Below are 22139 nucleotides of genomic sequence, written 5' to 3' on the forward strand. Positions count from 1 at the left end.
CATTTGCTTAAACTGGGCTACGAAAAAGGGGGCCTTAGCCCCCTTAGAATTTTATACAACTTAATCCGATACTCGTAATGGAATAAATAACGGACTTCCTCGCCTAACAATCCGCATCGGAACCGACTTTCCAGATGCTATATCGGTAGATACTCTATTGAAGTCAGAAACACTGGAGATCTGTTCGCCATTTAGCATAGTGATGACATCACCAACCATCAAACCTGCATCTGAACCTGGCCCTTGTAGAACTTTACGAACAACAACGCCTTTACTCACTTGCCATTTTTCTTTACGTTTTTGGTCAAGTTCAGCGACCTGAATATTTAGACGATTGCCTTTATCCTCTTTTGGCTTTCGAACGTTAGTTTTAGCAAGTTCATCCTGCGTTGGTAATGCCTCGAGTTCGACCTTAATGGTCATTTCACGCCCCGCACGAATGACTGAAACCTTAGCTTTTTTACCTGGTTTAACTCGACCTACATGGTGAGGTAAATCTGAAGATCGAATAATATCCGCACCTTCAAATTTAAGAATAATATCGCCCTCTAGAAGACCGGATTTTTCTGCTGGACTATTAGGTAACACTTTTGCCACTAAAGCCCCAGCCGGCTTTTCTAACCCAAATGATTCAGCAAGATCACGGTTAACCTCTTGAATGACCACACCAAGCCAACCGCGGGTAACATAACCATGTTTCCTTAATTGATCCGCAACATCCATCGCGACATCAATAGGTATAGCAAAGGATAGCCCCATAAAACCACCGGAACGAGTGTAAATCTGAGAGTTAATCCCAACAACTTCACCATCCAGATTAAATAATGGACCTCCAGAATTGCCTGGATTAATAGCTACATCAGTTTGGATAAACGGAACATAAGTATCTCCTGCTAATGCACGTTCTTTAGCACTAACAATCCCTGCTGTCACACTATGATCAAAACCAAACGGAGAGCCTATCGCTAGTACCCACTCACCAACATCAAGCGCTTTAGACTCTCCCAGCTCAACTGTCGGTAGGTCCTCAGCATCAATTTTTAACAACGCTACATCAGAGCGCTCATCAGAACCGATGACTTCAGCTTCTAACTCCCTACGATCAGCTAAGCGCACGATAACCTGATCAGCTTCCGCAATAACATGATGATTTGTTAGTAAATAACCATCTTCAGAAATAATGAAACCAGAACCTAAGGATTGAGGAGCTCTACGACGTGGACGCTCACCCTGTTCAAATTCAGGCATACGGAAGAAGTGACGGAAAATTTCTGGGATTTCTTCACCATTTGGTCCCTGAAATGGGTGTTGTGGACTCTGTCGCGGACTAGTTTGAACAGTACTTATATTCACCACTGCAGGTGAAGCCTCTTTTACCAGCGATTTAAAATCGGGCAAGCTTGCAGCATGAATCGGTAGTGCAATAAGGATAATCGTTACGACAATGAATTTTGATATAGATTTCATAAAACAAACACCTATGTCTATCAAAAAACGGGTTTAGATAACTTTAATTAGCGTCGGTTGATATTGGCAGGAACTAAAGAAAGCGGAACTACTAAAGCGAACAAAGACAAACCCTGCGATAAGAGAAATAAAGGAAGATGCGATCACAACCAGCTCATCTCCCCAGATAAAATCCCCTATTACAGCCCCAAGAAATAGCGCTAACAATGGCAATAAATACATAAAGACAGTTGCTTTAATAAATGCTCCTTCCTCTATGCCTAATAGCACACTATCGTCAGCTTTAACGTCAAGAGAAGTTGGATTATTAACGAGAAAAATAAACCGCTTCTCTTGTCCAGCCTGCACTAACAGCTTTTGTCCACAACCATTTCGAGCAGCACAACTAGCACAAGCGCTCTGGCGCATGGTTTCAACCCATACGCCTTGCTCATTAACCTCTACAACTTTCCCGCTTTCTTCAATCATTTACGTTCTACTGAAGCGGCAATACGTTCAGCAATCATTAGAGGAACATCGCCAACGACTGTTACAAATTGATCGCCAATACGTTTACCCACAGTGACCATACCGTCTGACTGAACAGCACCTTCAGGAACGGACTGACGACCATATTTTTCAACACAAACGGTAAATGAGTGACGTCCATTGCTGAACATTTGCACTTCAGCGTGCGCCATCACATCTCTACGTTTACCCGAAAAACCTTCTGGCAACCATGTGGCTTCCCAACCAGATTCTTGGTGTGAAAGCATATGTTTATGCTGAGATACATAACGCTCTACACCTTCAGATAAACGAATAATTTCAGGCTCTTGCCCCTGTGATGAAATCATCGAACGGTTACCAAACTGCGCTCTGACTAGATCATCGGAAACTGCATTACCAGGAAGAACATAGTTCGGGCGATTATCAGCAATCGTATCGTTTTCAGGCTGATTGTAAGTTTGAGCGCCCAAGATCACCATTGCCGTCACAGAAGCGGCTGCAGTCATGCTAGCAAGCGGCTTCCAAAAAGAATTTCCTTTAATTTCGGACTTAACTTCGGGTGCGGCAGTCACAACTTCCAAATCAGGCTCTTGATCTAGGGCCTGCATAACCTGACCACTAATATCAAAGCCGCCCAAATCTGCTTCTTCATTTTTCATAACTGAGCGAACTAAATGATATCGCTGCCATTGCTCAGCCAATTCTGGCTCCTGCTCTATGCGATCAAGAGTACGTCGTAACTCAAAGTCTGCAACTTCGCCATCCATCAATGCCGAAACAGATTCTGTAGATCGATCATCCATAGAATTTACCTCAATTTACCTTTGCAGGATCAGCTCGCTAAAAGCGGCATAATTTCTTTATCAATTGCTTCACGTGCTCTAAAGATACGTGACCTCACAGTGCCTACGGGACAATCCATAACCCCAGCAATCTCCTCATAACTCATACCTTCAAACTCTCTGAGTGTTAAGGCCACCCTCAAGTCTTCAGGTAGTTTATTCAGAGTTTTCCGAATCACTGCTTCCAGCTCATCCTTGTACAATTTGTTTTCCGGTGTCTCAATATCTTTCAAAGCATTATCACCTTCAAAGAACTGCGCATCGTCAACATCCACATCAGCAGGACGCCTACCACGAGCGACAAGGTGATTTTTGGCTGTGTTGATAGCAATTCTGTAAAGCCATGTATAGAAAGCACTATCCCCGCGAAATTTTGGTATCGCTTTATAAGCCTTGATGAAAGTTTCTTGCGCCACGTCCAATGCTTCATGTTGGTCGTAAACATAACGACCAATCAACGCAACAATTTTATGTTGGTATTTTTTTACCAGAAGATCAAAAGCACGTTTATCGCCTTCTTTTACCCGCTCGACTAGCTTTTGATCAACTGTTGTCTGACTTTCACTCGACACTCAATATTCCTTAAACTGTCCTTAATACCTATCTCTATAAATATAGAAGCTAAAGCAGCAATAACTTTCAACTAATACAACATATTACCTCATCAGAGTGCCGGAACACTTCTATGAGCCTTCAAAACTGCTTAAGTTCCCTGAGTCCAAAAAAAAATGCAAAATTGTTGCCCAATTCCAATGAAACGCATCTAATAAGCTAGTTTTATCCTCAAACTTACCACTAAAATATACACTCACTTTTTCAAGCCAAGAACCCTCTAGTTAAGAAGAGCACAGCATGACGCAACACTATCACTACGACGCTTTAATTATTGGCAGTGGCGCTGCTGGACTCAGCATGGCCCTCCACCTAGCTCAAAATGCGCGTGTTGCAGTTCTTAGTAAAAGAGAACTTAAGAGTGGTTCCACATGGCTAGCTCAAGGTGGTATCGCAGCAGTACTCGATACTGAAGATAGCACACAAGCACATATCGAAGACACCATGTCTGCTGGCGGACACCTTAGTCATAAAGACGCAGTGGAATTCACAGTCGAACACGGCAAAGAAAGCATTGACTGGCTAATTGAACAAGGCGTTCCTTTTACCCAAGATAGTGACGACTACCATCTAACCAAAGAAGGCGGACACTCTCATCGTCGCATCATCCATTCTGCAGATGCGACAGGAAAAGCGCTTCAGCAAACATTGATAGAGAAAGCCAAAGCCTCTGAAAATATCGATCTATTCGAACACCATATTGCGGTCGACTTAATCACACGAAAAAAACTAGGCTTAGCACACAACCGCTGTGTAGGTGCATACATTCTTAATGACGAAACAGGACACGTAGAGGTGTTTCAAGCTCCTCATGTTGTGTTAGCTACAGGCGGTTCATCGAAGGCCTATCTTTACACGAGTAATTCAGATGGCGCCACGGGGGATGGCATCGCCATGGCTTGGCGTGCTGGCTGCCGTGTCGGTAACATGGAATTTAATCAGTTCCACCCTACCTGCCTGTATCACCCACAAGCCAAATCCTTTTTGATTACAGAAGCCGTTCGCGGTGAAGGCGGAAAGCTTTTACTGCCTGATGGCCAGCCGTTCATGCATAACTTCGATGAACGAGGCGAATTAGCACCGCGAGATATCGTTGCTCGCGCAATAGACCACGAGATGAAAAGGCTAGGTAGTGACTGCTTATTTTTAGATATCAGCCACAAATCTAAAGAATTTATTAAGTCTCATTTCCCAACCATCTATAAGCGTTGCAAAAGCTTAGGCATCGACATCACTAAAGAACCAATTCCAGTTGTACCTGCTGCCCATTACACTTGCGGTGGTGTCGTGACAGACGAAAAAGGCCGCACCGATATTCCGGGGCTTTATGCTATTGGCGAAACTTCATTTACGGGGCTTCATGGCGCCAATCGATTGGCTAGCAACTCTCTTCTTGAATGCCTTGTCTATGCAAAATCCGCTTCAGACGATGTCGTACAATCTCTAACGGCACCTCTAGACGAATCAATCATACCAGCATGGGATGAGTCTCAAGTAACCAATTCAGATGAAGATGTTATTATCTCTCACAACTGGGATGAAATACGTCGTTTCATGTGGGACTACGTAGGCATTGTGAGAACGACCAAACGACTACAACGAGCTAAGCATCGCATAGATCTTTTACAGCAAGAGATTAGCGAATATTACAGTAACTACAAAATCAGTAACGATCTACTGGAGCTTCGTAACTTGGCCGTCGTTGCTGACTTGATTATTCGCTCAGCGATGCTAAGGCAGGAAAGTCGTGGACTCCACTACACACTGGATTTCCCAGATCAGGGACCTGAAGCACTAGATACAATTTTAACGCCAATCAATTTTCATTGGAATTAAGGCCATAAAGCGGACTGTATAACAACAGAATCCGTAGCCGTCTAAAAGCATTTTCATTGAAGCTCTGACGCATTATTACAACAGGTATAGTGTAAAAGCGACTGTCGCTGTTGCACAACATGACGATCACAAAGGGAGTGATCACCTTTTGCTTAATTCGGGTCACATCAATCCGTTGCTGGTTTCTCTGGAGTAATGAAATCACTCCCTCTTCCCCATTCCAAGTAATAGCAACAATGGACAGAGGGGATGTTAATAGCACCCTTTCATTTAAATAAAACAGAAAACTACATAGAAGTGCCAATGTAGCTAAAACAGCTATGTGTAAAGGAATCGCAGAGTAAAAAAGAGCAAAGCACGCACTAAGATGCACCCCACTATATATAACCAGCAGGGTACAGGAAGGAGAGATAGGTTCGTTATTTAGGCTGAACACGCTCCAGAATAATCCTCACAATCCTTTGCAAGTCAGGATCAGCTGGTACTTCTCGCTCCATAAGCCACACAAATAGATCCTGATCTTCCTCATCTAATAACTTAACAAAACGATCTTGATCAGCCTCGTCTAAGTCCGCAAAAGCCTCTTCCACAAACGGAACAAAAAGAACATCAAGTTCCAACATACCACGTCGACTCTGCCATTTAAGGCGGCGAATATCATCTTCAGTATACATCTATCAATTTTTCCTTAGAGGTTTCGCATTGCGCGCTAAGCATACCAGAAATGAAGAGTAAGACACTAGCGACAAGAGTCTATAGCAATTGTTAGTTGCTAGTTGTGGATTAAGCTTGGTTAAATACTTGGTTAAGTAGTTTTATCCCAAAACGAAAAAACCCCGATCACAGCGTGACCGGGGTTTTCTCTTAATTAAATGCTTGGCGATGACCTACTCTCACATGGGGAAGCCCCACACTACCATCGGCGATGTTGCGTTTCACGTCTGAGTTCGGGATGGATTCAGGTGGTTCCACAACTCTATGGTCGCCAAGCAAAACTGTTACAACTTAGATCTGATTCTTCTTTTATTTGATCTAGATAGTTTATCGACTGTAGCTTAACTACGCGCTAATTCGTTACTCTCTATCGTCTTACATATCTTACAAGTCACTTGCCAAACGCCTTGGGCGTTATATGGTCAAGCCTCACGGGCAATTAGTATTGGTTAGCTCAACGCCTCACAGCGCTTCCACACCCAACCTATCAACGTCGTAGTCTTCAACGGCCCTTTAGGGGAATCAAGTTCCCAGTGAGATCTCATCTTGAAGGAGGCTTCCCGCTTAGATGCTTTCAGCGGTTATCCCGTCCGAACGTAGCTACCCGGCAATGCAATTGGCATCACAACCGGTACACCAGAGGTTCGTTCACTCCGGTCCTCTCGTACTAGGAGCAACTCTTCTCAAATCTCAAACGCCCACGGCAGATAGGGACCGAACTGTCTCACGACGTTCTAAACCCAGCTCGCGTACCACTTTAAATGGCGAACAGCCATACCCTTGGGACCGGCTTCAGCCCCAGGATGTGATGAGCCGACATCGAGGTGCCAAACACCGCCGTCGATGTGAACTCTTGGGCGGTATCAGCCTGTTATCCCCGGAGTACCTTTTATCCGTTGAGCGATGGCCCTTCCATACAGAACCACCGGATCACTAGAACCTACTTTCGTACCTGCTCGACGTGTCTGTCTCGCAGTCAAGCACCCTTCTACTCTTGCGCTCATTGCATGATTTCCGACCATGCTGAGGGTACCTTCGTGCTCCTCCGTTACTCTTTGGGAGGAGACCGCCCCAGTCAAACTACCCACCACACAATGTCCCCGATCCCGCTTAGGGAACTGGGTTAGAACCTCAACATTACCAGGCTGGTATTTCAAAGGTGGCTCCACCTGAACTGGCGTCCAAGTTTCAAAGCCTCCCAGCTATTCTACACAAGTAATGTCAAAGTCCACTGTGAAGCTGTAGTAAAGGTTCACGGGGTCTTTCCGTCTAGCCGCGGGTAAACTGCATCTTAACAGCTATTTCAATTTCACTGAGTCTCGGGTGGAGACAGTGTGGCCATCGTTACGCCATTCGTGCAGGTCGGAACTTACCCGACAAGGAATTTCGCTACCTTAGGACCGTTATAGTTACGGCCGCCGTTTACCGGGGCTTCGATCAAGAGCTTCGCATACGCTAACCCCATCAATTAACCTTCCGGCACCGGGCAGGCGTCACACCCTATACGTCCTCTTTCGAGTTTGCAGAGTGCTATGTTTTTAATAAACAGTCGCAGCCACCTGGTATCTTCGACCGCCAACAGCTTAGAGAGCAAGTCTCATCACCGTCAGCGGCGCACCTTCTCCCGAAGTTACGGTGCCATTTTGCCTAGTTCCTTCACCCGAGTTTTCTCATACGCCTTAGTATTCTCTACCTGACCACCTGTGTCGGTTTAGGGTACGGTTAGTCATAACCTGAAGCTTAGAGGATTTTCCTGGAAGCATGGCATCAACTACTTCAGTCCATAAAGGACCTCGTCATCGGTTCTCGGTCTTAAGGACCCGGATTTGCCTAAGTCCTCAACCTACTACCTTAAACGCGGACAACCAACGCCGCGCTAGCCTAGCCTTCTCCGTCCCCCCATCGCAGTTATGAGCAGTACAGGAATATTAACCTGTTTCCCATCGGATACGCTCTTCAGCCTCTCCTTAGGGGCCGACTCACCCTACCTCGAATAGCGTTGGATAGGAACCCTTGGTCTTCCGGCGGGGAGGGTTTTCACCTCCCTTATCGTTACTCATGTCAGCATTCGCACTTCTGATACCTCCACGGTGCCTTACAGCTTCCGCTTCAACAGCTTACAGAACGCTCCTCTACCATGCACAAAGTGCATCCGTAGCTTCGGTGTTATGCTTAGCCCCGTTATATCTTCCGCGCGGGCCGACTCGACTAGTGAGCTATTACGCTTTCTTTAAAGGGTGGCTGCTTCTAAGCCAACCTCCTAGCTGTCTAAGCCTTCCCACATCGTTTCCCACTTAGCATAAACTTTGGGACCTTAGCTGACGGTCTGGGTTGTTTCCCTTTCCACGACGGACGTTAGCACCCGCCGTGTGTCTCCCGTGATTGAACTCATGGGTATTCGGAGTTTGCATCGGGTTGGTAAGTCGGGATGACCCCTAGCCGAAACAGTGCTCTACCCCCATGGTTAGACACGAGGCACTACCTAAATAGTTTTCGAGGAGAACCAGCTATCTCCGAGTTTGATTAGCCTTTCACTCCTATCCACAAGTCATCCGCTGGCTTTTCAACGACAGTCGGTTCGGTCCTCCAATGCATGTTACTGCATCTTCAACCTGCCCATGGATAGATCACTCGGTTTCGGGTCTACTCCTAGCGACTGGACGCCCTATTAAGACTCGGTTTCCCTACGGCTCCGCAAATGCTTAACCTTGCCACTAAAAGTAAGTCGCTGACCCATTATACAAAAGGTACGCAGTCACCGTCCGAAAACGGCTCCCACTGCTTGTACGTACACGGTTTCAGGGTCTATTTCACTCCCCTCACAGGGGTTCTTTTCGCCTTTCCCTCACGGTACTGGTTCACTATCGGTCAGTCAGGAGTATTTAGCCTTGGAGGATGGTCCCCCCATATTCAGACAGCGTTTCACGTGTGCCGTCCTACTCGATTTCACTTTAAAAGACCTTTCACATACGGGGCTATCACCCACTATGGCCACACTTTCCAGAGTGTTCTGTTAAATCTAATAAAGCTTAAGGGCTGGTCCCCGTTCGCTCGCCGCTACTTAGGGAATCTCGGTTGATTTCTTTTCCTCTGGGTACTTAGATGTTTCAGTTCCCCAGGTTCGCCTCTAATAACCTATGTATTCAGTTAAAAGATACCTATAAATAGGTGGGTTTCCCCATTCGGAAATGTCCGGATCAAAGGTTGTTTACCACCTCCCCGAACCTTATCGCAGGTTACAACGTCCTTCATCGCCTCTGACTGCCAAGGCATCCACCGTGCACGCTTAGTCACTTGACCATATAACCCGAAGGCGTCTGGAATCACAGTAACTTGTATTGCTAGTAACGATAGATTTCGCCGAATTGGCGCATGCAGTAAAACTACATGTCTTAAATCTAAATCAAATGAATCAAATCCAAATTGTTAAAGAGCGTTTAAAGCAAAAAAGCTTTAAAAGATAATGTCTTAACCGACAATATGTTTTAAAACTCTTCCTTCTCATCCTTAGGATGATGGTGGAGCTATGCGGGATCGAACCGCAGACCTCCTGCGTGCAAAGCAGGCGCTCTCCCAGCTGAGCTATAGCCCCAAAGAAAACAGTAAGGCTATTATTGGTAGGCCTGAGTGGACTTGAACCACCGACCTCACCCTTATCAGGGGTGCGCTCTAACCAGCTGAGCTACAAGCCTACACCGTTGCTCTTAACTTCTCTGATCAGATAATTCGTGTGAACGCTTGCCGAGAATCGGCTTTCGTTTAAGGAGGTGATCCAGCCCCAGGTTCCCCTAGGGCTACCTTGTTACGACTTCACCCCAGTCATGAACCACACCGTGGTAACCGCCCTCCCGAAGGTTAAGCTAGCTACTTCTGGTGCAATCCACTCCCATGGTGTGACGGGCGGTGTGTACAAGGCCCGGGAACGTATTCACCGCGACATTCTGATTCGCGATTACTAGCGATTCCGACTTCATGGAGTCGAGTTGCAGACTCCAATCCGGACTACGACCGGTTTTCTGAGATTAGCTTACCCTCGCAGGTTCGCGGCCCTCTGTACCGGCCATTGTAGCACGTGTGTAGCCCAACTCGTAAGGGCCATGATGACTTGACGTCGTCCCCACCTTCCTCCGGTTTGTCACCGGCAGTCTCCTTAGAGTTCCCACCCGAAGTGCTGGCAAATAAGGACAAGGGTTGCGCTCGTTACGGGACTTAACCCAACATTTCACAACACGAGCTGACGACAGCCATGCAGCACCTGTCTCAGAGTTCCCGAAGGCACGAAACTATCTCTAGTAACTTCTCTGGATGTCAAGAGTTGGTAAGGTTCTTCGCGTTGCGTCGAATTAAACCACATGCTCCACCGCTTGTGCGGGCCCCCGTCAATTCATTTGAGTTTTAACCTTGCGGCCGTACTCCCCAGGCGGTCTACTTATCGCGTTAGCTGCGCCACTAAAAGATCAAGTCTCCCAACGGCTAGTAGACATCGTTTACGGCGTGGACTACCAGGGTATCTAATCCTGTTTGCTCCCCACGCTTTCGCACCTCAGTGTCAGTATCGGTCCAGGTAGTCGCCTTCGCCACTGGTGTTCCTTCCTATATCTACGCATTTCACCGCTACACAGGAAATTCCACTACCCTCTACCGTACTCTAGATTGGCAGTATCAGGTGCAGTTCCAAGGTTGAGCCCTGGGCTTTCACATCTGACTGACCAATCCACCTACGCGCGCTTTACGCCCAGTAATTCCGATTAACGCTCGCACCCTCCGTATTACCGCGGCTGCTGGCACGGAGTTAGCCGGTGCTTCTTCTGCAGTTAACGTCACAGCTAGCAGGTATTAACTACTAACCTTTCCTCACTGCTGAAAGTGCTTTACAACCCTAGGGCCTTCTTCACACACGCGGCATGGCTGCATCAGGCTTGCGCCCATTGTGCAATATTCCCCACTGCTGCCTCCCGTAGGAGTCTGGACCGTGTCTCAGTTCCAGTGTGGCTGATCATCCTCTCAGACCAGCTAGAGATCGTCGCCTTGGTGAGCCATTACCTCACCAACTAGCTAATCTCACGCAGGCTCATCCAATAGTGCAAGGTCCGAAGATCCCCTGCTTTCCCCCGTAGGGCGTATGCGGTATTAGACCAAATTTCTCTGGCTTATCCCCCGCTACTGGGTAGATTCCTACGCGTTACTCACCCGTCCGCCACTCGTCATCAACTAGCAAGCTAGTCATGTTACCGTTCGACTTGCATGTGTTAGGCCTGCCGCCAGCGTTCAATCTGAGCCATGATCAAACTCTTCAGTTTAAATCATTTGTGTTACCAGGAATGTGGTAACGGGCTCTAGTACTAAACAACCGGATAACATTCTTAAGAACGTTAAACCTTTGTAAATCGCTTTAAATGAATTCACTTGGTTGCTTGTCTAGAAAAAGTTTGCTTCTTCTCAACAAGCGCCCACACGAATTATCTGATCAAATTGTTAAAGAGCGTTGCTTTTTTGACTCTCCGCTGACTCAGCGTTTCGTCTCAAGCGAGGCGCATATTCTACTGTGCGCTCATTCAAAGTCAACCGTTTATTTTGCAATTTTGTAAAAAGCTTTTACTCAGCAACCGGACTTTGAATCCTGCTCCGTAAGAAATCTTAAAAACCAATGTTTTCAATCACTTACTAAGCACCTCACTCAGCTCTGCAGCCCCTTTAAAAGCGGCCTCCCTAAGCAAGGACGGCGAATTCTACAGACATCTGAAAAAGGGTCAACACCCAATCTTAAAAAAAGTGCAAAAAGTTGAAAAAACTTACAAATCACCGCAAATCGATCAAGCATCAATCAACGGAGTATAAATAGTAGTCAATAGATACAAAAAAGCGCTGAGTTTTACCTCAACGCCTTTTACTTAGATCTTAATTTAGCCTTTTAATACTAGAACAGAGCATTTTGCTCTCTCCGTTACCTTTGCAGTAACAGAACCCAGCATTACCTTTTCAACAGTTCCGTGCTTTTGTGCACTCATGATAATTAGATCTGCCCCTATTTCTTTAGCACGCCTAACAATCTCTATGTGCGCTTTACCCTCTCTAACATCAACTTCAAAGCCTCTGTCATCTAAAGCTTTTGCACCGATTGTTTGCAGCTCTTCACGCATAGCCTCCAATGCTTTCTCAACTGCACCTTTAGGAAAGTATGACGCCACCATTGGCATTTGATAGCCAGATAGAATAGTCATCAGATGAAGCTCGACACTTTCATCTATGTATTCTTTTACAGTCTGTAACGTTTGCTCAACAGCTTTCCCGTCTTGAAGGTCTAGTGGTACCAATATTTTTTTAAACATTGTTTAGCAACCCTGTTCTGCCTTACGGCGTCTGTTTTGCATCCATCCCATTGCTATTAGTAGTAGCAACACTGGAATCCACACTAGCTGTTTCGGTGGTCGATCGGCCTCTACCTCAAGTGTTTTGATCTCCCAATCTAAATCCAAGCCTACTTTCTGAGCATCTGAATCAAAGGTAACGAGGTCGACAATTACACGCTCACCCTCTTCCCTTAACATTAGTCCTGCAGCTTCTATTTTCTCAGCGCCTGTGCCTTCATTGGCTAGCGGTAACTCAACCGTTTTATTCACAAAATCACCATCAATCGTTTCACCGGCCACAATCATTCTTATCGGTCTACCATTTGGCATACCTTCTGCGACTTGCTCTAGCTTGGTTGGGGATACTTGCTCAATAGCAGGATAAATTTCATCCCATATTGCTCCGGGCCTAAACATCAAGAACGCGATAGCTAATAACAGAACGGTTTCATACCAACGAGTTTTCACTATCCAGTATCCTTGTGTCGCCGCTGCAAACACTAACATTGCCACTAATGCGCCAAAGATAGTAAGCAGAAGGTGCATTGGCCCTTCGATACCTATCAATATCAATTCAGTATTGAAGATAAACATAAACGGCAATACCGCTGTACGAATATCATAGGTAAAACCTTGAACACCCGTCTTAATAGGGTCTGATTGCGCTATAGCGGCACCTGCAAACGCCGCTAAGCCAACGGGTGGTGTATCATCCGCGAGAATACCAAAGTAAAAAACAAACAAATGAACAGCAATTAAGGGCACGATCAAGCCATTTTCAGCACCAAGCGTGACAATAACTGGAGCCATTAACGATGACACTACGATGTAGTTTGCTGTAGTTGGTAAACCCATACCTAATATCAAACTGATAATCGCTGTAAACAACAGCATCAAAAAGATACTACCGCCTGAGATAAACTCCACAAACTCAGTCATCATTTGCCCTAGGCCTGTCAAAGTGACTGTACCTACAACAATACCCGCTGCAGCAGTTGCCACACCGATTCCAATCATATTTCTTGCGCCGCCAACAAGACCATTCAATAGATCTTCGACGCCATGCACTATCTGGCTACTCCAAGCGAGTGGCTCTCTGAAATAGGTTTTGATTGGCTTATGGGTTAACACAATGAAGATCATAAACACCGTTGCCCAGAAAGCAGACAAACCTGGCGAAAATCGTTCAACCGTTAAACACCAAACCAGCACAACAACGGGTAGGAGATAGTACAAACCTGATTTAACTGTAGGCCCTACTTCTGGCAGCATTACAACTTCAGAATTCGGATCGTCCATATGCAGATCAGGAAACTTAGCCGCATATCGCACGAGCCCAATATAAGCTATAAGAATCACAAGACCAGCAATTAGATATGACCAATTCCCCATGTAACTCTTAGTCCAACCTAATCCGTGATACACGGTCAATGAAATGACACATACACCCACGATAATCATTGCCCACACTGACAGCTTTTGTGCCAACGAGGCATGATTTCGAGTCGGTAAGCCTTTCATTCCAGCCTTTACCGCTTCTAAATGAACAATGTAGATCAAAGCGATATAAGAAATCAGCGCGGGTAGGATTGCATGCTGAATTACTTCGATATAAGAAATACCAACAAACTCCACCATCAAGAATGCTGCCGCACCCATAATTGGTGGTGTTAACTGACCATTGGTTGAAGCAGCAACCTCAACCGCACCTGCTTTATACCCTGGAAAACCTACACGTTTCATCAGCGGGATAGTAAAAGTACCTGTAGTTACTACATTGGCTATAGATGAGCCTGATACCAACCCACTCAAGCCGGAGGAAACAACAGCAGCTTTCGCAGGACCGCCGCGCATATGCCCTAATAGTGAAAAGGACACTTGGGTGAAATAATTACCAGCGCCCGCTTTATCCAGCAAAGCACCAAATAAGACAAACAGAAATACAAAACCTGTCGATACCCCAAGCGCTACCCCAAATACACCTTCGGAGGTTAGCCATTGATGCGACATAGCCTTATTTAAACTTGCACCTTTATGCGAAATTACATCCGGCATATAAGGTCCAGCAAAGGTATACAGCATGAAAATGCCAGCCACGACCATCAATGGTGGCCCTAACGCCCTTCTTGTCGCCTCCAACAACAAAATCATACCGCTGACGGCAACAACAATATCCATTGTTATTGGTGCACCCGCCCGTCCAGCTAGCTCCGCGTGAAATATGACTAAGTAACTAGCGGCAAACGCTGCTACTCCAGCAAAAATCCAATCATGCCATGGCACAACCGATCTAGAAGATCGTTTAAATGCTGGAAATGCGGTATATGCCAAAAAGACTGCAAAGCTAAGATGAATGGCTCGAGCCTGAGTATCATTGAATACACCAAAATCGAGCATAAAAGGTAGAGGCGAAGCATACCAAAGCTGAAAAAGAGCCCAGCAAAGCGCTACACCCCATAGCAATTTACCAGGAAGCCCTTCTGGAGCACGCGCCCCAGAATCTGCCTGAGCAACCATCTCCTGTACTTCTTGGGAAATGCTAGCCGAAGAACTGTTCTGATTATCCGTCACACAATCACCGTTTGAAACAGCTTATAATAGTTTTGTAGAGCCAAGCCTGAGCAAAAGCCGTAAAGCAAAACGGGGACATTAAGTCCCCGTTGCCTATCAAGCCAACTCTTATAGAAGACCTGCTTCTTTGTAGTACTTAATTGCACCAGGATGCAGAGGCGCAGACAAACCATCTTTAACCATCTGCTCTTTCTTCAGGTTAGCAAAAGCTGGATGTAGTTTGCGGAAAGTATCGAAGTTTTCAAAGACAGCCTTAACTACCTCGTAAACCACTTTTTCTGGCACTTTTGCGGAAGATACAAACGTTGCACCAACACCGAACGTTTGCGTATCAGCATCATTACCGCGATACATACCTGCTGGAACAGTTGCTGTACGATAGTAGCTGTTATCGCTGATCAGTTTTTGAACTGCTGCACCATCCACATTTACAAGCGTACTGTCACAAGAAGTTGTCGCTTCTTTGATTGCACCACTTGGATGTCCTACTACATAAACCATTGCATCGATTTTATTGTCACATAGAGCACTAGCTTGCTCAGACGCTTTAAGTTCAGAAGTTAAAGCGAAATCATCCATCGTCCAGCCTTTAGCTTCCATCAGCACTTCGATAGTACCGCGCTGACCAGAACCTGGGTTGCCGATATTTACACGCTTACCTTTAAGGTCATCAAAGTTTTTAATACCAGAATCAGCACGAGCGACAACAGTGAAAGGCTCAGGGTGTACAGAGAAAACTGCGCGTAGATCTTTGTTAGCACCTGTATCTTTAAATTTGCTAGTGCCATTATAAGCATGGAACTGCCAATCAGACTGAGCTACACCCATATCCAATTCGCCGGCGCGGATAGTATTCAAGTTGTAAACAGAACCGCCTGTAGACTCCACAGAGCAGCGGATACCGTGATCCTTACGGTTTTTATTCACCAATCGGCAAATTGAACCACCTGTAGGGTAATAAACGCCGGTTACACCGCCTGTGCCGATAGTGATAAATTCTTGTGCTGATGCTGCAGTCGAACCACCCATGGCAGCTAAACCAACACCCATCGCTAACAAACTAGAGGTAACCGTCTTACGAAATACCATAACAAACTCCATCTATTATATTTTTATAATTCGAGCTTTGCTTCGAGCTCTTTTTAAACCCATCTCTCTTGATACTAGTATCACCACTCGTATGTTTCAAAAAAAACAGAGACGGTAAAACAACAAACCAAGTAAAGGCTGATGATAGATAACATGCCTAGGAACACTTCATCAATACGAACTAATACTTAGAGACAACTTCAACTGATTATTCTGTTAGACCAATAGAAAAAAGTGGATATCCCTGCAATCACATAGATAGACCACTCATCTTTGATAAAAAATCAACTAGTCTGCATCCAGATACAATCTGAGCTCTTAGGAAGTACGCTAAACTTAACTGCGATAAAGCAGCTAATAGGCTCGATACTATGTCCACAGAGTTAACTACGCTTACTAAAGAAGACAAACCAACAGCTATTGCAGTGCTGACCAGCGGAGGGGATTCACCCGGGATGAACCCAGCCATTCGAGGCGTAGTTCGTTCTGCTCTGCATAAAAACATTCAAGTGTATGGCGTAAACAAAGGTTACAGCGGCTTAATTATCGGAGATTTATTTGAAATGAACTCCGCATCTGTAACCAACATTGTCCAACGAGGGGGGACATTACTCAAAAGTGATCGCTGCCTAGCTTTTCTTGATCCAGCGGTTAGGCATCAGGCAGCCGAGGTTTTGCTCAAAAAAGGTATTGATAGCCTAGTCGTAATTGGCGGTGATGGCTCTTTAACTGGGGCTCACATGCTAGCCTCGGAAAGCTCGATTCGTGTGATTGGTCTGCCTGGCACTATAGATAACGATATCTACGGCACTGATGACACAATTGGTTTTGACACAGCCGTTAACACTGCTCTCGATGCTATAGACAAAATCCGTGATACAGCCCTATCTCACGAGAGCTTGTTTTTAGTAGAGGTCATGGGCCGAAACTCCGGCTTTATAGCTACCCATGTAGGGATAGCCTGTGGTGCAGAGTTGGTCGTTATTCCTGAGTATGAAGTTAAAGTAGACGCTATCTCATTTCAGCTTGCCAACAACCGCGCACAAGGCAAAGGATCAAGCGGGATTATTGTTGTAGCGGAGGGACCTACCCCGGGCCTTACATACAATTTAGCTAAACAATTAGAGCAGCATGGCCAGCAACCTAAGGTCTGTATTTTGGGTCACATACAAAGAGGCGGCCGCCCTACAGGGCATGACCGAGTACTTGCATCCTGTCTAGGAGCTGCGGCTGTAGATTATCTTTGCGGTGGTTATAACGATGTAATGATTGGCATAAAAAACGGAGCCATCAATGAGACTCCGTTACAACATATTATCGACAAAAAGAAACAACTAGACGCTCAACTATTTGAGCATGTGCAACTGCTGCACAAATAATAAATCAGGCTATCAAGCCTATCGAACATACGGGTTGCTTTGCATCTCTCGACCAAAGGTTGAGCCCGGTCCATGCCCTGGAATAAACTCGATCGACTGACCTAGCGGGAACAGCTTCAACTTAATTGAATCGATCAATTCTTGGTGATTTCCCTGAGGAAAGTCGGTACGACCAATAGAACCATTGAAAAGAACATCCCCCACCAGCGCCATCTGATCTTCTACATGATGAAACACAACGTGACCTGGCGTATGACCTGGGCAGTGAATAACGTTTAGCGTTGATTCACCTACCTGAACAGTATCACCATCATCTAACCAGCGATCCGGAGTAAAGGTTTCACAAGGCGGAAAGTTAAACATATTGCACTGCTGTGCCATACCTTCAATCCAAAATCGGTCGCCTTTATGAGGCCCCTCGATTGGTAATTTTTTGGATGCAGCTAATTCAGCCGTTCCACCAGCATGATCGATGTGCGCATGAGTCAAAAGAATTTTCTCTAATTCAACACCCTCTTCCTCTGCCGCAGCTAGAATTCGATCTAGATCACCGCCTGGGTCAACCACCGCTGCTTTCATGGTTTGTTCACACCAAATAAGGGAACAATTCTGCTGAAACGGAGTAACCGGAATAATTCTGTATTTCATACGATCGCCAATGGAAGTAGATACTGATAAACCGCAAGTATATCAGGCCTGAGTTAAAGGCAAAGCTTTACGCACCAAAGCACTAGAGCGACCGCTTGTCTTTTTAGAAATTTAGATTCAAAGTTAGTAGATATTTATCTACAAGGACTTTGGGAAGAAGCCATGAAAAAACATAAGCATGAAGCAGAGCTAGTAAAAGAAGCCCTTAAGATAGGTGCTATCTACTTTGAAAAGCGCGGTGCAGGCCACTTTGAAGCCACTGATAGTGCTTCAAGCAAAATTAAAGCAATTTATCGCTTACTAGTGAATGACGGACTTATTCAAGCCTTAGCAAAGGATCAAGTCTCTGAGCCCAACATGAAACATAAATTAGCTTTATGGGTAGAAAGGCAGTTACCGGAGAATCATCCGCTGAAGAAATAAAAAATCTCTCTTTCGATAGCCCAGCCATCCACGTGGGATCTGTGACTTTGCGTCCCAGAATTGCTTCTGGTTTGCCTTTATCGAGAGAGGATCTATTCGCTGGAAACAACTCAACAATCCAAAAAAACCAAAAGGTTAGTCCAGATCTCATTGAGCCTGACTGTAATAGTAGCAGCATTATTTGTAATTACTAAATACGTATTTGAAATTATGCGCAAACAAACGCTCATTAATGTGCTTTTTCTTTGCTATTACGACAGATTCAGGATTACTATTTAAAATACGAATATTGATATCAAGGCTTACAATTCAATGAGTTCACAACAATCAGAACTAAGTTCAAACAATAAAACGGATTTCCTAGATTGCTTGAGACTGATCGAACGGTTACACCGTAGAATCCTTGATATTCTTAAATATCGCCTTGAAGCGTTAGGCTATACCGATATAAATAGCGTTCAAGCTCTCCTACTGCATAACATCGCTGATCGAGAAATGACAGCCAGCGAGTTAAGAACACGAGGCTATTATCTAGGCTCTAATGTTTCATATAACTTAAAGAAAATGGTCGGCAACGGTTATATCAAGCAAGAACGTTCAGAACACGACCTACGTTCAGTCCGTATAAAGCTCAGTCAAAAAGGCTTAGCTGTCCACAACCTGATTGCAGAGCTGTTTGATCAACAATTGGAAGAGATCAGTGCAGAGCGCTTAATGGAAGAAAACGATATGTCTACATTGAGGTCTAACCTGCGACAACTGGAACGCTTCTGGGATCAGCAGATGAACTCTTATTAAACCCTATTGCAGGTTTAACTTGCTAAGGGCTTTTTAGAGCTGGCAGTTTCAAATTCATCCACAGGCAACGGTTTACCAAAGAAGTAACCCTGGTAATCTGTACAATTATGTTCCGCTAGGAACATACACTGCGCCTCAGTTTCAACACCTTCCGCTATAACATTTAATCCAAGATTATGACCCATGGCGATTATTGCTTGGACAATCTCTGCATCATCTTTGTCTTGAATTACATCACGAATGAAGGAGCGATCAATTTTAATTTGATCCAGCGGTAAACGTTTCAAATGTAACAGTGAAGAATACCCTGTACCAAAATCATCTAAAGAGAAACGGATACCCAACTTACGCAGCTGATGCATTTTATCAACCGTGTCTTCGATGTCTTGTAATACAAGGCTTTCTGTTAACTCCAACTTCAAAAGATCAGGTTGAATACCATAGCGGTGGATACAATCAGCAACTTCAGCAACAAAGTGCTCCTGCATAAACTGGCGCGCACTGACATTCACAGCAAGACTCAAAGTGGGCAGATTGGGATCAGTTTGCCATTTCTTAAGCTGCTGACAAGCTTGGGATAGAATCCAATCCCCGATAGGTACAATAAGGCCTGTATCTTCCGCAAGAGGAATGAACTCAGCAGGTGAAACTAAACCTCGCTCTGGGTGGTGCCAACGCACCAATGCTTCAGCACCAATCAATTCGTCTTTATGGTACTGAGCCTGATAATGCAGCTCTAACTGCTGTTCAGATAAAGCTTTACGAAGATCTGACTCCAACGCCGCCATACTACAGAGCGCCTTTTCAGCTTCTGGATCATAAAATCTATAGGTATTTTTACCTGACTCTTTCGCCTGATACATCGCCATATCAGAACGTTTCATCACACTGTCTACCACATCGTCGCTATCAAACAGTGTTATACCAACACTACATGCAGTGTGGTATTGAATACTATCGAGAGAGACTTGTTGCTGTATCGCTACAATTAACTTATCCACAATCCCACCAACTTGAGCTAAAGCGATGCTTTCTTCTATACCCAAGTTTTCCAATACGATAATAAATTCATCACCGCCCAAACGAGCGACCATATCGGCATTACGAACACAGTTATTCAGCCTGTTTGCTACTTCGATCAACAGCAGATCGCCTTGATCATGGCCTTGAGTGTCATTCAAATTTTTAAAATTATCTAGATCAATAAAGAGAACAGCCCCCAATTGATCTGTTATCCGGCAAGAATGAATGGCACTACTTAAACGCTCTTGCAATGAACGCCGATTAGGCAGCCCCGTAAGCACATCATAAAAAGCCAATTTATGGATGTTTGCTTCATCTCTTTTTCTCTGAGTGATATCCGTAAACGCTCCAACGTAGTTGGTAATTTCTCCTGCATCCCCTTGTACAGCGGTTATCGTCAGATACTGTGGATAAATTTCCCCTGATTTACGCTTATTCCAAATTTCGCCCTGCCAGTACTTTTCTTCGTGTAACTGCCCCATCATATCTTTGTAAAATGAAGCCGAATGCTGCCCTGACTGTAATATCGAAGGTTTTTTGCCTATCACCTCATCAGGTTCGTAGCCAGTAACACGTGTAAAGGCGCTATTAACCCTAAGAATGGAATACTCGGAATCTGTAATTAACATTCCCTCTTGCGAATCAAAAGCCGTTGCCGCTATATGCAGCTCTTTTTCAGCACGTTTACGCTCAGTAACATCTCTAGAGAGCACAATAAAATGCGGTAGTTCATGACCAGCACCTACCTTTAACGACACTGATAACTCAAACTCCCTTTCCCCTTTTGCTAAAGGTAAGCGTATTTGGTGACCTCTGGATAGACCATTTTTTTCTGCATCATTCAAAGCTTGCACCACTGTTGTAGCAGCAGCAAAAGGCATGACATCAAACACAGTCTTACCAATAAGCTCTGACTCTGACGCGATTAGCTCATCTTTCTGGGCACTATGGCAGGCGTAATAACGCCCCTGACTATCCATTTCAAATAACAGGTCAGGAATCGCCGCAAAAATTGCTTCTAATTTTTGCCGGGAAAGATCACTTTCATATTCACTCTGTTTCAGCGCTAACTCAGCTTTACGGCGTTCTATCTGATGCGTTAATAAAATCCCGAGCAGCACCGTCACTATAGGGAACATCAGCATAATAGGTAATGCTAACTCACTCAGTAACAGATCCACCGTCGAAAACGGAAGAACCAGCAGAGAAAACAACATCACGATGTGGACAACTACACCCAATAAATACAACTGCCACCAAGCGACCGCCCTACTCTCATTTAGGTTCACCCGCCAATAGTGGCACAACAACCCTAGGCCTGAAGAACTGACAATAATGAGAAATCCTGCAAAGATGCCTTGTCCACCTTCGAACAATCGAAAAGCAACCGTAATCGCTACAGCGATAACTGTGGGGATAAAACCGAAAAATAAGCCGGTTACAGAGAGGAGAATGGAACGCGCATCAATCAACACACCACTAACAATGGATAGCGGCATCGACATAATTGCGATCCCGATTACACCTATTAGAATTCCACTGATAACTTTCTTAAGAACAGATAACCGCTTGTGTTCAAAAGAAAAAATATCATACAACGCACCCATCGCTAGCAACAGAGCAACGTTATTGATCAGTGGAATAAAAATACCGTCATTCATCAGTCAAAAGAACCGACCAGACAGTTTGCATTCTTTACCCCAAAATGCGTAAAACGATTAAACATAGAGCGAAATCACATTATTAATGGTAAACGGGATAAATGCTAACCACTAGAAAACGTATACGCTATAGGATATTTAGGGAGAACGGCCTGCAATTGTTGATATACATCAAGAAAATCAGCATCAAAATTTTAGGCCGTGCGATATAGGTCAAATTAGGCATTACAAACCTGC

The 22139-nt window shown here is 44.9% G+C and carries 15 protein-coding genes, 2 tRNA genes, 3 rRNA genes and 1 riboswitch; of the genes, 4 read left to right on the forward strand and 16 right to left on the reverse strand.

Annotated elements, in window-relative coordinates; translation table 11 throughout:
- Positions 1 to 60: 60 nt before the first annotated feature.
- The 4 genes from ACMXYU_RS12940 to rpoE are packed head-to-tail and all read right to left on the reverse strand — an operon-like array spanning position 61 to position 3370.
- On the reverse strand, positions 61 to 1467 hold the full coding sequence (locus ACMXYU_RS12940) for a DegQ family serine endoprotease (RefSeq protein ID WP_415899010.1): 1407 nt from the start codon (positions 1465 to 1467) through the stop codon (positions 61 to 63).
- A 33-nt stretch (positions 1468 to 1500) separates the two neighbouring features.
- Entirely contained in the window at positions 1501 to 1935 is a 435-nt protein-coding gene (locus tag ACMXYU_RS12945) for a SoxR reducing system RseC family protein (RefSeq protein WP_415899011.1), read from the reverse strand.
- On the reverse strand, positions 1932 to 2759 hold the full coding sequence (locus ACMXYU_RS12950; protein WP_415899012.1) for a MucB/RseB C-terminal domain-containing protein: 828 nt from the start codon (positions 2757 to 2759) through the stop codon (positions 1932 to 1934). The genes ACMXYU_RS12945 and ACMXYU_RS12950 overlap by 4 nt, the downstream gene beginning before the upstream one ends.
- A gap of 29 nt (positions 2760 to 2788) precedes the next feature.
- The gene (rpoE, locus tag ACMXYU_RS12955; RefSeq protein ID WP_415899013.1) at positions 2789 to 3370 is read right to left on the reverse strand and encodes an RNA polymerase sigma factor RpoE; all 582 of its coding nucleotides are present in this window, start codon (positions 3368 to 3370) and stop codon (positions 2789 to 2791) included.
- Between the two features lie 280 nt (positions 3371 to 3650).
- On the opposite strand from rpoE, the gene nadB reads away from it, so the two are divergent.
- Positions 3651 to 5246 (forward strand): L-aspartate oxidase, encoded by a 1596-nt coding sequence (nadB, locus tag ACMXYU_RS12960; protein WP_415899014.1) that lies wholly within the window; start codon positions 3651 to 3653, stop codon positions 5244 to 5246.
- Here nadB and ACMXYU_RS12965 read toward each other — a convergent pair.
- From ACMXYU_RS12965 to ACMXYU_RS13010, 10 genes are all read right to left on the reverse strand, one after another.
- Complete coding sequence (locus ACMXYU_RS12965; protein ID WP_415899015.1) at positions 5227 to 5682, reverse strand: protein YgfX; 456 nt, start codon at positions 5680 to 5682, stop codon at positions 5227 to 5229. The genes nadB and ACMXYU_RS12965 overlap by 20 nt on opposite strands.
- Positions 5666 to 5920: a succinate dehydrogenase assembly factor 2 gene (locus ACMXYU_RS12970; RefSeq protein ID WP_415896833.1), complete on the reverse strand. Its 255-nt coding sequence runs from the start codon at positions 5918 to 5920 to the stop codon at positions 5666 to 5668. Before ACMXYU_RS12970 ends, ACMXYU_RS12965 begins: the two co-directional genes overlap by 17 nt.
- A 200-nt stretch (positions 5921 to 6120) precedes the next feature.
- Positions 6121 to 6236, reverse strand: a 5S ribosomal RNA gene (gene rrf / locus ACMXYU_RS12975).
- A gap of 142 nt (positions 6237 to 6378) precedes the next feature.
- Positions 6379 to 9260 (reverse strand): 23S ribosomal RNA (locus ACMXYU_RS12980).
- A gap of 216 nt (positions 9261 to 9476) precedes the next feature.
- Positions 9477 to 9552, reverse strand: a tRNA-Ala gene (locus ACMXYU_RS12985).
- A gap of 23 nt (positions 9553 to 9575) precedes the next feature.
- Positions 9576 to 9652 (reverse strand) — tRNA-Ile (locus ACMXYU_RS12990).
- A 68-nt stretch (positions 9653 to 9720) separates the two neighbouring features.
- A 16S ribosomal RNA gene (locus tag ACMXYU_RS12995) occupies positions 9721 to 11260 on the reverse strand.
- Together the 16S, 23S and 5S rRNA genes with 2 tRNA genes alongside form the textbook arrangement of a ribosomal RNA operon.
- 603 nt (positions 11261 to 11863) lie before the next feature.
- Positions 11864 to 12289: a universal stress protein gene (locus ACMXYU_RS13000; protein ID WP_415899016.1), complete on the reverse strand. Its 426-nt coding sequence runs from the start codon at positions 12287 to 12289 to the stop codon at positions 11864 to 11866.
- Between the two features lie 3 nt (positions 12290 to 12292).
- The gene (locus tag ACMXYU_RS13005) at positions 12293 to 14827 is read right to left on the reverse strand and encodes a TRAP transporter permease (protein WP_415901125.1); all 2535 of its coding nucleotides are present in this window, start codon (positions 14825 to 14827) and stop codon (positions 12293 to 12295) included.
- 162 nt (positions 14828 to 14989) lie between these two features.
- The gene (locus ACMXYU_RS13010; protein WP_415893493.1) at positions 14990 to 15970 is read right to left on the reverse strand and encodes a TAXI family TRAP transporter solute-binding subunit; all 981 of its coding nucleotides are present in this window, start codon (positions 15968 to 15970) and stop codon (positions 14990 to 14992) included.
- 371 nt (positions 15971 to 16341) lie between these two features.
- On the opposite strand from ACMXYU_RS13010, the gene pfkA reads away from it, so the two are divergent.
- A complete protein-coding gene (pfkA, locus tag ACMXYU_RS13015; RefSeq protein ID WP_415899017.1) occupies positions 16342 to 17349 on the forward strand; it encodes a 6-phosphofructokinase in 1008 nt (335 codons plus the stop codon).
- Positions 17350 to 17367: 18 nt separating this feature from the next.
- Here pfkA and ACMXYU_RS13020 read toward each other — a convergent pair whose 3' ends face one another.
- A complete protein-coding gene (locus ACMXYU_RS13020) occupies positions 17368 to 17997 on the reverse strand; it encodes an MBL fold metallo-hydrolase (RefSeq protein ID WP_415899018.1) in 630 nt (209 codons plus the stop codon).
- Between the two features lie 162 nt (positions 17998 to 18159).
- Between ACMXYU_RS13020 and ACMXYU_RS13025 the strand changes: the two genes are divergently transcribed.
- Both ACMXYU_RS13025 and ACMXYU_RS13030 read left to right on the forward strand, forming a co-directional pair.
- Positions 18160 to 18420: a DUF5062 family protein gene (locus ACMXYU_RS13025; protein WP_415899019.1), complete on the forward strand. Its 261-nt coding sequence runs from the start codon at positions 18160 to 18162 to the stop codon at positions 18418 to 18420.
- A gap of 11 nt (positions 18421 to 18431) precedes the next feature.
- A riboswitch (cyclic di-GMP riboswitch) is annotated at positions 18432 to 18506 on the reverse strand.
- A gap of 226 nt (positions 18507 to 18732) precedes the next feature.
- On the forward strand, positions 18733 to 19218 hold the full coding sequence (locus ACMXYU_RS13030; protein WP_415899020.1) for a MarR family winged helix-turn-helix transcriptional regulator: 486 nt from the start codon (positions 18733 to 18735) through the stop codon (positions 19216 to 19218).
- A 14-nt stretch (positions 19219 to 19232) separates the two neighbouring features.
- Here the strand turns inward: ACMXYU_RS13030 and ACMXYU_RS13035 are convergent, their stop codons facing one another.
- Positions 19233 to 21902, reverse strand: coding sequence for an EAL domain-containing protein (locus ACMXYU_RS13035; RefSeq protein WP_415899021.1), 2670 nt, complete (start codon positions 21900 to 21902; stop codon positions 19233 to 19235).
- Positions 21903 to 22139 lie beyond the last annotated feature (237 nt).

The sequence above is a fragment of the Neptuniibacter sp. QD48_11 genome (genome assembly GCF_047778095.1).
Lineage (GTDB): Bacteria > Pseudomonadota > Gammaproteobacteria > Pseudomonadales > Balneatricaceae > Neptuniibacter.